Here is a 13,332-nt window from a genome sequence, read left to right as displayed (position 1 = left end):
GATCAGGGCCGTCGCAAGCAGAAGCATCGAGACGAAATGGCTCACGCGCGCCACCTGTGGTTGGAAACTACGAGAGAGCGAACACGATTTCCCGATTCGGAAAATACAGGCGCGCTGACCTAAGGCCCTGGTTTCCACATCAAGTCACACAGGACCAAAGGCGCTCACGATGCCGATCGTGATCGGGACCAGCGCGACGATTGTCCATAAAGCGGGCGAGCTGGAAGATAGACCGGCGAAAAAGATCAAGAGACCGAAGCCCACGAGGGCCGCCGAGATGGCATAGGCGATTGCTTTTTCCATCGTTCGATCCACGAAGGAAACGGGATGGATTGCGCCTGTAGGACTCGCCGCCGGTCGAAACGTTCCTATGATCCTACCTGGATCAGCGGTGCATCGGCACGTTTGGAGCTCGCTCGGTATGCCGACCGCAACTGCAGCTCCGAGCTGGAAACACAAAACACGTCCGCGCAGACAGAACGTACGGGCAATGTGCGAAAGCGAACAGAAGTGATTGCCGAATTTTCCTAGGTTTTGGTGGCTTTGGCCTTCCCCAAAGGTCCAAGCACCTCCAGCGGCCCCGGCCTCAACACCCCAAAAGCCCCCACGGCCGGGGCCGTCATTGGCGCCAAGCCGATCTACGATCGTCCCGTGAAGCCCGGCCTGAGCGTTTGCGGAGGGGAGTTGAGCCGATTTCGCATCGCACGAACTGCAACATCGGCGCAGCACTTTGCACCGGAACTGCCTCCTCGCGACTGCATTCCTCGATTGCATCATTTTCCCGATTGTCCCGGTCGGCGCGGGGTGACGGAGGGGAGCGTACATGGGCGCTTGCGATCGCGCGCTGTTCTGAAACAGCGTTCCAACAAACTCGCTTCCGGGCTGTCCGAATTGGAAGATCTGCGCTAGCGCGTGGTCGCGGCCGAGCAAATGCGAGAGAGGCATAGTCTCGAGGGCAACCGCCCCCGGCAATTCGCGAGGGTGCCAAATCTAATTCGCGATCGGCAGAAGCGGTGCTAGGCGCGCCCCGGTCCACGCTTCAAGAACAAGGGCCGCTGCTCTGGAACAGCGGCCCTACCGGGTTACAATAGATCCGAGATGAAACTTGCCAGCCCCGGTAACGACATGCTCGATCCGGAGGGATGTTCCTGCATCAACAAATGTGAATCCAAAGGAACGGCCCCGGCGTTCCGGGGCTGGCTGCGGACACACCGGGGCCGCCCGACGCACCAAGCAGCGTGGCACGCCGGGGTGATATCGTCTGCTCAAACAATCAAGCTGGGTGTCTCAAAAGATACCGACCAAGGTTAAATTTCCGAGGTGTAGGGCAGAACCGGACAGTTGCTGTCAGGCGGCTCCATGGCCCCGTCGGACAGGTTTAGGAAGGTAGGCCGCCCAGGCTATACACCCGGGACATCCTAGCCGGGCGCTTTGAAGGTGAACGAAGCCGACATTGCGCGAAGGGCATCGTAGGGTGTTCCCCACTGAACACCAAACGCGTCACATATGTCGGGGATTGGCACTCGAACTTTGGCAGCTGGTGCTGGCTGTTCGTGGGTGATGACTTTTGCGCCGGTAATCTGAGCTTTCGCGATCAACCAAGGATCGGCCCCCGACAAGAATTTCGCTTGCGCTTCCGGACGGTATCCGGCGGACGCGACGTGTGCCGCAATCGCAGACATCGCCTTTTGAGTGTCTTTATCGTCGATTTTCAGGAACCACGGTTCTGTACGTCTCGCATTCGCCCACTTGGCGAGCTCGTCGCCACCTTTTCTAAGTTCTTCGCAAACAGGAACGATACTGCCCACGTCTACTTTGGTGACATAGTCCATCCAGTCCCAAAATCCCGGACAGATGTCGAATGCGTAATACCAATTCTTGGCTTGGATGAAGACGTTCGCGTCAAATAGATACTTCATTTCGGCGCCGTCGCCTTTTTGTAGAACTTTACAACGGTCGCCGGCTGAATATTTAGCAGGGAAGCTGCATCGCGAAGCAGGGTGTCTCCGGACATTGCACTGGAGACCACGGCATTTGTAAAACGCGATCCATTTCGCAGTGGAAGGGTGCTATAAAAATTGCCGCCGCTGGCCTTATCGGCTTGCTCGCGTCGTTCCTCTTCCCATCTATCTTCCTCTTCTTTGTAGAACGCCGAATAGGCTCCCTCAGGTATTTTCCCAAGGTCGAGCGCTCTCCTTGCGATCACAATCCGGCTTACCTTGAATCGACGCGCCAGATCGTCGTAGTTTGCGTTCTGGGATTTCGTATTCGACCAACTTTTTTCAAAGTCGTCACGCGGAACGAGCAGCTCAGCTGCAACTGCGTTGCACACGATCTCGGTTCGACGGCTCGTGCCGTAGTCCCTTCTACCGATCTGAACGTTGGATACGCCACTGGATCCGAGCCAAATGTGCGCTAACTCATGGGCGAAAGTGAAGATTTGCGCGGCGAGCGCATCTTTTCCATTGATGAACACGAGGGGCGCGACAGGATCACTTATGGCGAAGCCTCTGAATTGACGGACGCTCAGCGAGCGATGAGTATCGCTGCCGACGATACCCGTTCTCATGATCCATACGCCGGCTGCTTCAGCGCTATCAATGAGCAATCGGATGAACTCTTCCCAATTCGCCGACCGAGCCGTTGCATCTGTAAGATTCAAGGTGCTTCGAATGTTGGCAGCTATATCAACTGGAGAATCGGTTAGGCGATATCGAGCAACGAACGACAAAGGCTCATGACCCTGCTGCTTAAGGTGCTCTACAAACCAAGCGTGCTTGAAGAGTACGTCGCGGATTAGGTCTGTTGTGTTGGAGTCGAAAGCGCGAGCGGGCTCTCCGCCAACGGTTCGAAGATCTGGTAACGGGAGATCTTCGACGGGAGGCTGGGGTAGAAAGAAATACCCGAACGGCACATGCGTAACCGATGCTAGTCGAACGGCCTGTTTGAAGGTTGGCTGATCTTCACCGGCTTCCCATCGGGCAAGCCGATCAGCCTTTTGACCGATCTTCTTTGCAAGTTGCTCGGGGGGCATGTCGGCCCGTTCCCGAGCCCATCGGAGCACCGCGCCGTTTATGAACGCCTTCGACATCTGCCAGATTCCCGCCGGTCAAATTTTGCATAGCGCGATATGTTTAGGGAGTCCCTAGCGTGCCATGTGGCCCTAGAAGTGGCCCCGACGAACCGAGGGCGCGCGGCTCGACACCTAAATCTGTCCTAACTCTCTGATTTCTTTTGGTGAGCGCGCTGGGGCTCGAACCCAGGACCCCGTGATTAAAAGTCACGTGCTCTACCGGCTGAGCTACGCGCTCCCATGGCCGCTGATGGCTATGACGTGGTCGCCATCGTGATCGGACATTCGAGAAGCATATCTTGCCGCTGCGCCAAATGCGTCGCGGGGAAAACCGGTTGTTTCCGGATCATGCTTTCGGCCCGCGCTGTGTAGGGGGAGTGGCTGCGGAGGTCAATAGTGCGGGTGGTTGGCGAAGATCGCGGCAGGGCCGGGGATTCGCTCGTGGCGTCCGCTGGTTAGGCTGGGAATTTCAACCTGATTGGTGAGCCTTCATCCACGCTGAACTGCCGGAGATCGCCGAATGAGCTCGGCCTGCAATAGTTCGCCCGGCGATGCGGAGCATCGTCCGGAGCGCCCGCCTTTGGGCCGGCTCCTCATCATGAGGGTCGAAGGACCTTGCCGAGAAGCTCGCTTTGATCCTGGAAGGGCCCGCCGCAGGCGGGCGCGCCCGCTCGTCAGTTCGTCTCCCGCCGGACCTCGGTCGGTACCGGCTGCGGCGCGCCCACCTGGGGCAGCGCGACCGGGCGGAGCCCGATCAGCTCGGCGGTGCGGATCGCGCTGTCGCGCCAGAACTGGAACGAGTTGATGCGGCTGAGCTCGAGGATGGCAATGGCGACCGCGGCGAGGAACGGCAGACTCTGCAGCACCAGGACGCCGGCGAAGATGTAGATCTCGGTGATCTGCTTGTAGCTGTTGGTGGCGATCAGCACGCCGGCGCCGACCAGGAGCAGGGTGCCGATCACCGCCTCCCAGAACGCCTGGAACTCAATCGACATCCGGCTGAGCCCGCCCTTGGAGGTGCGGGCGAAGGCGATGTGCTCGGTGATCAGGCCTTGCGCCACCGCGCGCGACACCGTCCATTGCACACTCATCGCCGCGATCATGGCACCCAGCATCTGGCCGGGCTTGATGGCGACGCGGGCGCGGTACATCGACAGGAAGTGCACCAGCGAGACGACGAAGGCGCCGATGATCGGCAGCGTCAGGATCTTGTCAGGGATGGCGATGTCGGCGAAGGCGACGATCGGCACCCAGACGAGGTTGAGCAGCGCCACGACCACGCCGAGGCTTTCGGCGCCCAGCCAGTTCAGCCAGCCCAGGCCATATTCGCGCTTCTGGTCGGGCGTCAGCCGACTCGCACCGGGCAGGAAGCGGCGCCAGTGCTTCTTGACGATCTGCAGGCCGCCATAGGCCCAGCGGTGCCGCTGCTTCTTGAAGGCCTCATAGGTGTCGGGCAGTAGGCCCGCGCCGTAGCGCGTGTTGGTGTAATGGGTGGTCCAGCCGAGCTCCTGGATCGCAAGGCCGAGATCGGAATCCTCGCAGATCGTGTCGCTCGACCAGCCGCCGGCCATGTCCATCGCGGCGCGGCGGATCAGGCACATCGTGCCGTGCACGATGATGGCGTTGGCCTCGTTGCGCTGGACCATGCCGATGTCGAAGAAGCCGGCATATTCGCCGTTCATGATGTAGTGCATGATCGACAGATCGCCGTCGCGGTGCTCCTGCGGCGCCTGCACGAGGCCGACGCGCGGGTCGGCGAAGGCCGGCACGAGGTCCTTCAGCCAGTCGGGCTCGACGACATAATCGGCATCGAGGATGCCGATGATCTCGGCATCCGCCGCGGTGCGGTCCATCGCGATGCGCAGCGCGCCGGCCTTGAAGCCCTGCACCTTCTCGGCGTTGATGAACTTGAAGCGTTCACCCAGCGCGCGGCAATGGTCCTGGATTGGCTGCCAGAAGGCCGGGTCCGGCGTGTTGTTGATGATCACCACGCATTCGTAGTTCGGATAGTTCAGCCGCGACAGCGCATCCAGCGTCTGCTTCAGCATCTCGACCGGCTCGAAGTAAGCGGGGATATGGATCGAGACCTTCGGGCAGTAAGTCTCGGGAACGTTCTCGACCGGCTTGTTCTTCGCGATCAGACGCTGCGGCGGCCGGCCGAAGGCGACCGCGGCGATCTCGTCGATGCGCGCCATCGCGATGAGGACCAGCGGAACAAGGAGGATCATGCCGAGCGTCAGCGCGAAGGCCGAGCCGAACAGGAAGTAGTGGCCGTTCCAATAGGCGAACACGGTCGCAGCCCAGGCGCCGACGCCGTTGGCGGTCGCCGACAGCAGGAAGGCCTGCCTGGCGGTCGCCTTCTCGATCCGGAGGATCGGCAGCGATAGCAGCACGCCGACCAGGAGCGCGATACCCATCAGCTTCCAGTAGTCGGGGTTCTCGACCGGGCCGGTCCAGGCGAATTTCGGTTCGCTGCTGGCATTGAGGATGCCCCAATACGGACCGACGCCGCCTTCGAAGAATTTCCAGGGCCGATCGATGGCTTCGACGATGTTGTAGTCCATGCCGAGCGCTTCGGCGCGGGTGACGAAGTTGCGCAAAGTCAGCGCCTGCTGGAACGGACCTGGGTCTGCGCTGCGCAAATTATAGCCTGCGCTCGGCCATCCGAACTCGGCGATCACGATGCGCTTGCCCGGGAACTGATTGCGCAGGAGGTTGTAGCGGTCCACGGCCTGGTCGACGGCCTGATCCGAACGGAAGTTTTCCCAGTAGGGCAGCACGTGCGCGGCGATGAAGTCGACGCTGGAGGCGAGGTCCGGAAAATCGCGCCAGATGTTCCAGATCTCGCCCGTCGTAACGGGAACGCGGACCGCGCCCTTGACCTTCTTGATCTTGTTGATGAGGTCCTCGATCTTCTGGTCGCCGCGGTAGATCACCTCGTTGCCGACCACGATGCCGATCACGTTGCTGTTCTTGCGGGCGAGCTCGATGGCGGCCTTGATCTCCCGCTCGTTGCGATCCTCGTCCTTGTCGATCCAGGCGCCGACCGTGACCTTGAGGCCGAACTCGGCCGCGATCGGCGGCACCAGCTCGCTGCCTTCCGTCGCGGTGTAGGACCGGATCGCTCGCGTGAGGGTCGAGAGCTTCTTCATGTCCGCGCGAATCTTGTCGGGGTCGACGTTGAGGTCGACGACATGGCCCGGTTCGAACGGCGTATAGGACAGGCTCGGCAGCAGGCCCTTGAAGTCCGGCGCAGGTTCCCTGTCGCGCAGGACTCCCCAGACGCCTGCGTGGAGCGCAGACACGAGCAACAGAACGGCGGCGACAACGCGCATCGCGGCTAAACCAATAGGGGCTGAGGTGGCAGGGCAGCGGATCCGACCCCGAGATCCGACCGTGTCCGCGGCAAAGGAAGCATATCTCTGCCGCGCGGTTTCACAACTGTCATGGCCTCATGTCCTTATGAGGGCATGGCCTTTTCGAACGACGCGCGGCAGTGCCAAGCGTCTCTATGGCCGACCGTTCCTGAACGGCAGCTGAAACGGGCGGCTGCTATTTCGCCGGGGCCGGAGACGGGCTTGCCGCAGGCGAGGGGCTCGCGGCCGGCTGCGGCTGTGCATTGGCGGCCGGCGCTGCCGGCTGGGAGGCCGCGGCCGCCGCCGCTTGCTGCGGCTGGGCGGCCGGGTTGATCCAGCACGCGTGCACGCGGCTATCCAGGGTTTCCGCCACTTTGGGATCGATCTGGCCGCCGAAGCGGGTCAGGCAGCGGAACGCGGCCTGGATGTGGCCGCCGGGGCAGCCGAAGCGGTCGTAGAGGTCGAGATGGCGGAACGCGGTATCGAGGTCGTCCCGCCACATCAGCCGCACCACGCGCCGGCCGAGCCAGACGCATTCGGGATTGCCGGCCGGGCCGTTGATGACCTGGGCGGCCTCCGCGAATTCGTCGGTGCGGCGCTGATTCTGGGCGGCGTCCTTGGCGGCATCAGCGGGCTGGGCGGCCGCCTTGCCCTGGTCGGCCGGGGCCGGCGTGCCGCTCTGGGCGAGGGCTCCGCCAGCACCGGTCAGAACGAGCAGGCAGGAGATGGCCAAGGTGGCGGCGAACTGCCGCAGGACCGCATTTCGTAACTCGAACACCCGTTGCCGCATGAATTCCCCAATGTATCGCTGGCCGTCCGCGTCAGGAGCCCCGCGGACGCGCAAGCTGATGGCGTCCAAATGGGTCTCCAATGCGGCGGAAAAGTCTTTGGGAGTCCATGACCTGTATTTCGAATTTTGTCCAGCAAAGTCACGATCCTAGATCACGGTCGAACGGCCGCAGGTAAATTCCTTTGGGGGCGCGAGGGATCCACCGGACGTGCCCCCTTGGCAGACGGCGTGCGAGAAGGTAATCGACGGCCCTTCGCGGAGGACGGAACCGATTTCTCTTCGTACGCCACTGGCGCTTCTGCTCGTTTCGTTGGGTGCGATCGCTGCCGTGTGGTGGTGGCTTGCCACGCCGATCACGCTCGCGCGCGCTCCGATCGATCCCGCCGACAAGGTTCAATGCGTCTCCTACGCGCCGTTCCGAGGCGAGCAGTCGCCGCTGGACGCATGGACCCATATCGAGGCCGACCAGATCGAGCAGGACCTGCGCCAGCTCAAGGAGATCACCGACTGCGTCCGCACCTATTCGATGGAGAACGGGCTCGACCAGGTGCCGGCGATCGCCGCCAAGGTCGGCGGACTGAAAGTGCTGCAGGGCATCTGGCTCTCCAGCAACCGCACCAAGAATTACGAGCAGGCCGGGCTCGCCATTCGCCTCATCAAGCAATTCCCGGACATCATCACCGCGGTCATCGTCGGCAACGAGGTGCTGCTGCGCGGTGAGATGACGACGGCGGACCTCGTCTCCATCATCCGCTTGGTGAAGACCCAGGTCGGCGTGCCCGTCACCTATGCCGATGTGTGGGAATATTGGCTGAAGAACCGCGAGGTCTATGACGCGGTCGACTTCGTCACGATCCATATCCTGCCTTACTGGGAGGATTTCCCCATCAAGGCGAAGTTCGCCGCCGCCCATGTCGAGTCCATCCGCGAGCGCATGGCAGTGGCGTTTCCCGGCAAGGAGATCCTGATCGGCGAAACCGGCTGGCCGAGCCAGGGCCGCATGCGCGACGGCGCGCTGCCCTCGCGCACCAACCAGGCGCGCGTCGTCTCGGAAATCCTGAGCCTTGCGAAGGCGCAGAAGTTCCGCGTCAACCTGATCGAGTCCTACGACCAGCCGTGGAAGCGCAGGCTGGAAGGCACCGTCGGCGGCTATTGGGGCCTGTACGATTCGGTGCGGCGCAGCCTGAAATATCCGCCGGGCCAGCCGATCAGCAATTTCCCGTACTGGAAATGGTACATGGGCGCCGGCATGGGCCTTTCCGTGCTGGTGTTCGCGGTCGCGCTGATCACGCTGCGCCGCCGGCCGTGGACGCCGCGCTTGCCGGCCTGGCTCGGCGTCGGCATCTCGGCGACGACTGCCGGAATCCTGCTCGGGATCGGCGCCGACAAGATGTATTACGAGAGCTACGGGATAGGCGGCTGGCTGCTCTGGGGCGCGTTGCTGCTGGCCGGCATCCTGTCGCCGATCTTCTGCGCGCAGGCGATGGTGATCGGCCGCAGCCTGCCGACCTTCCTCGATCTGCTCGGCCCGCGCGAGGGGCGGAAATGGTCGAAGCTCACCGCGGTGCTCGGCCTGACGCTGGCAGTGACGGCGGTGATCGCTTCCGCGACCGCGCTCGGCTTCGTGTTCGACCCGCGTTACAAGGATTTTCCCTACGCCACGCTGACGATGGCGGTGGTGCCGTTCGCGCTTTTGATGCTGAACCGGCCGCAGATCGGCCAGCGTCCGATCGCCGAAGCGGTGTTCGCAGGCGTGCTGGCGCTGTCGGCCGTGTACGTGCTGTTCAACGAAGGCCGCGACAATTGGCAGTCGCTGTGGACCTGCGCGATCTATCTGTTGTTCGCCCTCACGCTGTGGCGGGCGCGGGCCGAGCAAAGCCAAGAATGAGCAGGCCGATCGCAAGGCCCGACAGCACGACATTGTAGAGCACGATGCCGAGGCCGGCGGCGATGAGGCCGACGGTGAGCAGCACGATCGAGGGCCGCATCAGGTTCAGCGTCGCAACCACCAGCGCCACGATACCGAACACCGAATTCTTGAACAGCACGGTCGAGACCGAGCGCGACTTGCAGACCAGCGTCTGAAGCCCGGCGTCGCAGGCGAGTGCGACCTGCGAAAACTCGATCGCGAGATAGCGCACGTAGAGCGCGCAGCCGACGGTGACGAATCCGACCACGAGCAGGAACTGCACCTGGTAGGGCGTGAGGCGGAAGGGCTTCTTTGTCATGGCGGCAATATGGTCGGGAAGACCCGGCCAGGCAACAGGGCAGGCGAGGTTTCTGTTGATCCGGAACGCCCGGGCATCATCGAGGAACACGTGAGCATCCCGCTGGTTCTCAACATTGTGTTGCCAAACAAATTGCGGTCTAGGAGTGAGGCATGGACAAGCCGACGCAGGAGCAGCTGAGCGAGCTCAAAAGGCTGAGCAAGGAGGCCCGGGTTGAGGATTGGTCGGAGATCGTCCAGTCCAAGGACGAGGCGGAGATGCGCATCCGCGATCTGAAGGAAAAGGCGCGGATGGAATAGGTCATCGCCTGCGCCAAGCGCGATCAAGGGCGATCAATTGGGGCCTTGCGTGTTGCGGCTCTGCTCCGCCAGCCGGCGCTCGTATTTTTCAGCCAAGGCGAGCAGCCGCTCCTTGATGTGGGGGTCGGCCCGGTCGGCCAGTTCGCGGATCAACGCGAGTTGCTCCCGCAGAAAGTTCGCTTCCGTCATCTCCGCTCCGAATCGAATTCGCGGCGGATAGTGCCTTCTTACGCAAAACCCTTCCGTATCATTTGGTATGTTCCGCAAATCGACACGGGTCACTATGCCGGCGTTAGCGCAAGCGGCTTCGGTCGCGGACGGGGCGTTCTAGCGCCGGAAGATCGACGACAGCGTCGAGGTCGCCGACGCGGTCTCCGGCTTGGCCGGCGCCGGCTGCGCCGCAGGTGGGGGAGCGGGCTCCTCGCGCTTGGAGCGCTTGGACGAATAGCTGCGGCGGCGCTGCGGCTTCTCGGGCTTTGCGTTCGGCACAGGCGCGGTTTCGGCTTGCGGAGCGGCGTCCTGGCTCTTCTCGGAGCTCTTGTCCTGAACTCGGTCTTGCACCCTGTCTTGAGATTTCTCTTGTCCCTTGTCCGGCGTCTTGTCGGAGCCGCGCATCGACAGGCGCTGGCCATCGAACACAGTGGTCTCGCAATGACGGTCGCTCTCGGCGAGGCTCGCGCAGAATTTTGCGGCGGCGGCGGCATTGACCAATGGGCCGGCGCCCAGGCGGAGCTGCATGCCGAGACCCGTGCTGCCTTCCTTGATCATGATGATCGGCCGCAGCGCTGCGATCTCCGGGTTGGACTTGGTCACGCCGCGCCAGAGCGCGCGCAGGCCGTCGATCGAGTTGGCGCCGCCGAGATCGATCGCAAAGCGCGTCTGCTGAACGGCGATGGCAGGGGATTCGTTCTCGGCTGGCTCCGGCGGCTTGGTTGCTGCCGCCACGATTTCGGCCGCGGCGGGCGCCGGCTCCGCCTTCTTCTCGGCGGCCTTCTCAACCGCTTCGGGTTGCATCAGCTTCGATGCGGCCGGATCCGGTGGCGCCATCAGCGATTTGGCGGGCACCAGCGGAATCGTCGGCAACGCCGAGCTCACGGCCGGATTCTGTTGCACGAGCGAGGCGGCGGCCGCGGTCTGCGGCGGCTCCTTCAACGTTTCCTTCGGAGCATCCTTCTGAGCATCCTTTTGAGTATCTTTGGCGGCTTCGCTGCGCGGCTTCTCGCTCGTCGCCGTCGAGGCGACCGGCGCAATGCTGGGAGCTGCGGCCGCTGGTGCTGCATCCTGCGGCTTCGCGCCCGACGGTGGCGTGGCGGCTTGCTTGGCGATGGCGCCGGTTACGGAATCGAGCCCTTGCTCGAGCACGGTAACGCGCGAATACAGCCGGTCGCGGTCGCTGTTCAGCGTCTCGATCGCGGCGGCGAGCCGGCGCGCCTCGTTCTGGCTCTCCTTGGTCAGCAGCTGCAGCCGGTCGGCCTGGCGCGCGAGATCGGCGGACGCGACCTGATCGCGCCGCCAGCCGAGCTGGGCCTGGTTGGCCATCACGGCAATGACGACGGCGCCGACGGCCGCCACGCCCCACGAGCCCAGCCGCCACATCATGCCCCGGTCGAAGGCGCTTTCCTCGGCCAAAAATCCGGAGAACAGCCCGCCGGTCTCCTTGGTGGAGAAGGCATCCGCCAGTGGGTCGGAATCCTTTGCCATGAATGTTAAGCGCCCAGCCCCGTCCGGCTTCCCCGAATCAATCAGGGAACATTAACAGGAAAAGCGCGCCGCACTTGAATTCCGGGCGTTTGCGGGGGTAGCAAGGCGATAGCTTCCGAGGGCGTTGCCGCCCGTCCGCGCCAATTTTGATTCGGCCTCAGCTGTCAGGATTTCGATGACCGCCCGCTCCAGCCTTACAATCGTGCTCGCCGCCGGTGAAGGCACGCGCATGCGATCGAGCTTGCCGAAGGTGCTGCATCCGGTCGCGCACCAGAGTCTGCTCGCCCATGTGCTCGCCGCCGCACCCAAGGGAACCGGCACCTCGCTCGCGGTCGTGATCGGCCCCGACCACCAGGCCGTGGCCGATGAAGCCAAGCGCATCCGTCCCGACGCGCTGACCTTCGTGCAAGCCGAGCGGCTCGGCACCGCGCATGCGGTGCTGGCGGCGCGCGAGGCGATCGCACGCGGCGCCGATGACCTCCTGATCGCGTTCGGCGACACGCCGCTGATCTCGGCCGAGACCTTTGCGCGGCTGCGTGTGCCGCTCGCCCGCGGGGCCGCCATCGCTGCGCTCGGCTTTCGCGCCGCCGATCCGACCGGCTACGGCCGCTTCATCGTCGAAGGCGACCGCCTGGTTGCGATCCGCGAGCAAGGCGACGCCAGCGCGGACGAGCGCAAGATCGATTTGTGCAACGCCGGCGTGATGGCGATCGACGGCCGTCGTGCGCTCGACATTCTCGGGCAGATCGGCAATGCCAATTCCAAGGGCGAATATTATCTGACGGATGCGGTCGAAATCGTCCGCAGGCAAGGATGGGAGTCGGTGGTGATCGAGACCAGCGAGGACGAGGTGCGCGGCATCAACACCAAGGCGCAGCTCGCCGAGGCCGAAAGCGTGATGCAGGCGCGGTTGCGCAAGGCGGCGATGGAGGCCGGCGTCACGCTGATCGCGCCGGAGACGGTGTATCTGTCCACTGACACCGTGTTCGGCAAGGACGTCACGATCGAGCCGTTCGTCGTGATCGGCCCCGGCGTGTCGATCGCGGACGGCACGGTGATCCATTCGTTCTCGCATATCGTCGAGACCACGCTCGGCAAAAACGTCTCGATCGGACCCTATGCGCGGCTGCGGCCCGGCACCTCGCTCGGCGACGGCGCGCGGATCGGCAATTTCGTGGAGACCAAGGCGGCGACGCTGGAGGCCGGCGTCAAGGTCAACCATCTCTCCTATATCGGCGACGCCAGCGTTGGCGCCAATTCCAACATCGGCGCCGGCACAATCACCTGCAACTACGACGGCTTCAAGAAGCACAAGACGGTGATCGGGCAGGGCGCCTTCGTCGGTACCAACTCCTCGCTGGTCGCCCCGGTGACGATCGGCAAGGGCGCCTATATCGGCTCGGGCTCGGTGATCACGAAGGACGTACCCGACGACGCGATGGCGCTTGAGCGCAATCAGCAGACCATCCGGGAAGGCGGCGCGGCGCGCTATCGCGAGATGAAGACAGGCGGCAAGAAGCCGGAGAAGTGAGCGGCGCTATTCTTCGTCGGCGAATTCTGAGAAGATCGCACGGGTCAGGCGCCAGCCGCGCGGCTTGGCGCGCTTCACCGGCTCGCCTTCGGGATGCTTGATGAAAAGGGGCTTGTTCTCTTTGCCGCGCAGCGGCGGCGGCCAATGCGCAAGGTGCGTGCCCGTGGTCTCGCTGGCGCGCAGATACATCGACGACAGACCCTTGCGGTCGGATGAGCCTTTCATGGCCTTGTTCTCCTGATCCGGAATCGTTGGTCAAATGTATTGACAACGAGTTAACGCGCGCGGTTTAAGGCCGGCCAGTTCGACGCAGGCGAAGCAGCGGTCGCGGGCCCGTGCTGTCTCAATCAGCAA

At 63.2% G+C, this 13,332-nt stretch carries 12 protein-coding genes and 1 tRNA gene; 3 read left to right on the top strand and 10 right to left on the bottom strand.

What is annotated here, in order from left to right; genetic code table 11:
* Positions 1 to 144: 144 nt before the first annotated feature.
* From HZZ16_RS24480 to HZZ16_RS24455, 6 genes are all read right to left on the bottom strand, one after another.
* Complete coding sequence (locus HZZ16_RS24480; RefSeq protein ID WP_197952431.1) at positions 145 to 303, bottom strand: hypothetical protein; 159 nt, start codon at positions 301 to 303, stop codon at positions 145 to 147.
* Between the two features lie 1,115 nt (positions 304 to 1,418).
* Positions 1,419 to 1,919, bottom strand: coding sequence for a DUF4411 family protein (locus HZZ16_RS24475; protein WP_197952430.1), 501 nt, complete (start codon positions 1,917 to 1,919; stop codon positions 1,419 to 1,421).
* Positions 1,916 to 3,091 carry an XRE family transcriptional regulator gene (locus HZZ16_RS24470; protein WP_197952429.1) on the bottom strand — a complete coding sequence of 392 codons (1,176 nt, stop codon included), beginning with the start codon at positions 3,089 to 3,091 and terminating at the stop codon, positions 1,916 to 1,918. The genes HZZ16_RS24475 and HZZ16_RS24470 overlap by 4 nt, the downstream gene beginning before the upstream one ends.
* A 144-nt stretch (positions 3,092 to 3,235) precedes the next feature.
* Positions 3,236 to 3,311 (bottom strand) — tRNA-Lys (locus HZZ16_RS24465).
* A gap of 436 nt (positions 3,312 to 3,747) precedes the next feature.
* Positions 3,748 to 6,408: a glycosyltransferase gene (locus HZZ16_RS24460; RefSeq protein ID WP_197952428.1), complete on the bottom strand. Its 2,661-nt coding sequence runs from the start codon at positions 6,406 to 6,408 to the stop codon at positions 3,748 to 3,750.
* Positions 6,409 to 6,625: 217 nt separating this feature from the next.
* The gene (locus tag HZZ16_RS24455) at positions 6,626 to 7,219 is read right to left on the bottom strand and encodes a beta-1-3, beta-1-6-glucan biosynthesis protein (protein ID WP_197952553.1); all 594 of its coding nucleotides are present in this window, start codon (positions 7,217 to 7,219) and stop codon (positions 6,626 to 6,628) included.
* A gap of 328 nt (positions 7,220 to 7,547) precedes the next feature.
* On the opposite strand from HZZ16_RS24455, the gene HZZ16_RS24450 reads away from it, so the two are divergent.
* Positions 7,548 to 9,107, top strand: coding sequence for a glycoside hydrolase family 17 protein (locus tag HZZ16_RS24450; RefSeq protein WP_376707589.1), 1,560 nt, complete (start codon positions 7,548 to 7,550; stop codon positions 9,105 to 9,107).
* Here the strand turns inward: HZZ16_RS24450 and HZZ16_RS24445 are convergent.
* Complete coding sequence (locus HZZ16_RS24445; protein WP_036012544.1) at positions 9,067 to 9,447, bottom strand: hypothetical protein; 381 nt, start codon at positions 9,445 to 9,447, stop codon at positions 9,067 to 9,069. The two genes, HZZ16_RS24450 and HZZ16_RS24445, sit on opposite strands and share 41 nt — an antisense overlap.
* 152 nt (positions 9,448 to 9,599) lie before the next feature.
* On the opposite strand from HZZ16_RS24445, the gene HZZ16_RS24440 reads away from it, so the two are divergent.
* Positions 9,600 to 9,746 carry a hypothetical protein gene (locus HZZ16_RS24440; protein ID WP_197952427.1) on the top strand — a complete coding sequence of 49 codons (147 nt, stop codon included), beginning with the start codon at positions 9,600 to 9,602 and terminating at the stop codon, positions 9,744 to 9,746.
* 33 nt (positions 9,747 to 9,779) lie between these two features.
* On the opposite strand, the gene HZZ16_RS24435 is transcribed toward HZZ16_RS24440, so the two are convergent.
* On the bottom strand, positions 9,780 to 9,935 hold the full coding sequence (locus HZZ16_RS24435; protein WP_197952426.1) for a hypothetical protein: 156 nt from the start codon (positions 9,933 to 9,935) through the stop codon (positions 9,780 to 9,782).
* A gap of 138 nt (positions 9,936 to 10,073) precedes the next feature.
* The gene (locus HZZ16_RS24430; RefSeq protein ID WP_197952425.1) at positions 10,074 to 11,447 is read right to left on the bottom strand and encodes a hypothetical protein; all 1,374 of its coding nucleotides are present in this window, start codon (positions 11,445 to 11,447) and stop codon (positions 10,074 to 10,076) included.
* A 175-nt stretch (positions 11,448 to 11,622) separates the two neighbouring features.
* Between HZZ16_RS24430 and glmU the strand changes: the two genes are divergently transcribed.
* The gene (gene glmU, locus HZZ16_RS24425; RefSeq protein WP_197952424.1) at positions 11,623 to 12,978 is read left to right on the top strand and encodes a bifunctional UDP-N-acetylglucosamine diphosphorylase/glucosamine-1-phosphate N-acetyltransferase GlmU; all 1,356 of its coding nucleotides are present in this window, start codon (positions 11,623 to 11,625) and stop codon (positions 12,976 to 12,978) included.
* A 6-nt stretch (positions 12,979 to 12,984) separates the two neighbouring features.
* Here glmU and HZZ16_RS24420 read toward each other — a convergent pair whose 3' ends face one another.
* Positions 12,985 to 13,203 carry a hypothetical protein gene (locus HZZ16_RS24420; protein WP_036012532.1) on the bottom strand — a complete coding sequence of 73 codons (219 nt, stop codon included), beginning with the start codon at positions 13,201 to 13,203 and terminating at the stop codon, positions 12,985 to 12,987.
* Between the last annotated feature and the right edge of the window lie 129 nt (positions 13,204 to 13,332).

Origin of the sequence: Bradyrhizobium glycinis (assembly GCF_016031655.1) — a bacterium.
Taxonomy (GTDB): domain Bacteria; phylum Pseudomonadota; class Alphaproteobacteria; order Rhizobiales; family Xanthobacteraceae; genus Bradyrhizobium; species Bradyrhizobium glycinis.
The sequence above is the reverse complement of the archived record's forward strand: the minus strand, read 5'-3'. Positions and strand labels throughout refer to the sequence as shown.

What these genes read in the sequence shown, in the direction of transcription:
- HZZ16_RS24480 (WP_197952431.1), bottom strand. Translation starts at nt 303, where the DNA reads ATGGAAAAAGCAATCGCCTATGCCATCTCGGCGGCCCTCGTGGGCTTC.
- HZZ16_RS24475 (WP_197952430.1), bottom strand. Translation starts at nt 1,919, where the DNA reads ATGAAGTATCTATTTGACGCGAACGTCTTCATCCAAGCCAAGAATTGG.
- HZZ16_RS24470 (WP_197952429.1), bottom strand. Translation starts at nt 3,091, where the DNA reads ATGTCGAAGGCGTTCATAAACGGCGCGGTGCTCCGATGGGCTCGGGAA.
- HZZ16_RS24460 (WP_197952428.1), bottom strand. Translation starts at nt 6,408, where the DNA reads ATGCGCGTTGTCGCCGCCGTTCTGTTGCTCGTGTCTGCGCTCCACGCA.
- HZZ16_RS24455 (WP_197952553.1), bottom strand. Translation starts at nt 7,219, where the DNA reads ATGCGGCAACGGGTGTTCGAGTTACGAAATGCGGTCCTGCGGCAGTTC.
- HZZ16_RS24445 (WP_036012544.1), bottom strand. Translation starts at nt 9,447, where the DNA reads ATGACAAAGAAGCCCTTCCGCCTCACGCCCTACCAGGTGCAGTTCCTG.
- HZZ16_RS24440 (WP_197952427.1), top strand. Translation starts at nt 9,600, where the DNA reads ATGGACAAGCCGACGCAGGAGCAGCTGAGCGAGCTCAAAAGGCTGAGC.
- HZZ16_RS24435 (WP_197952426.1), bottom strand. Translation starts at nt 9,935, where the DNA reads ATGACGGAAGCGAACTTTCTGCGGGAGCAACTCGCGTTGATCCGCGAA.
- HZZ16_RS24430 (WP_197952425.1), bottom strand. Translation starts at nt 11,447, where the DNA reads ATGGCAAAGGATTCCGACCCACTGGCGGATGCCTTCTCCACCAAGGAG.
- glmU (WP_197952424.1), top strand. Translation starts at nt 11,623, where the DNA reads ATGACCGCCCGCTCCAGCCTTACAATCGTGCTCGCCGCCGGTGAAGGC.
- HZZ16_RS24420 (WP_036012532.1), bottom strand. Translation starts at nt 13,203, where the DNA reads ATGAAAGGCTCATCCGACCGCAAGGGTCTGTCGTCGATGTATCTGCGC.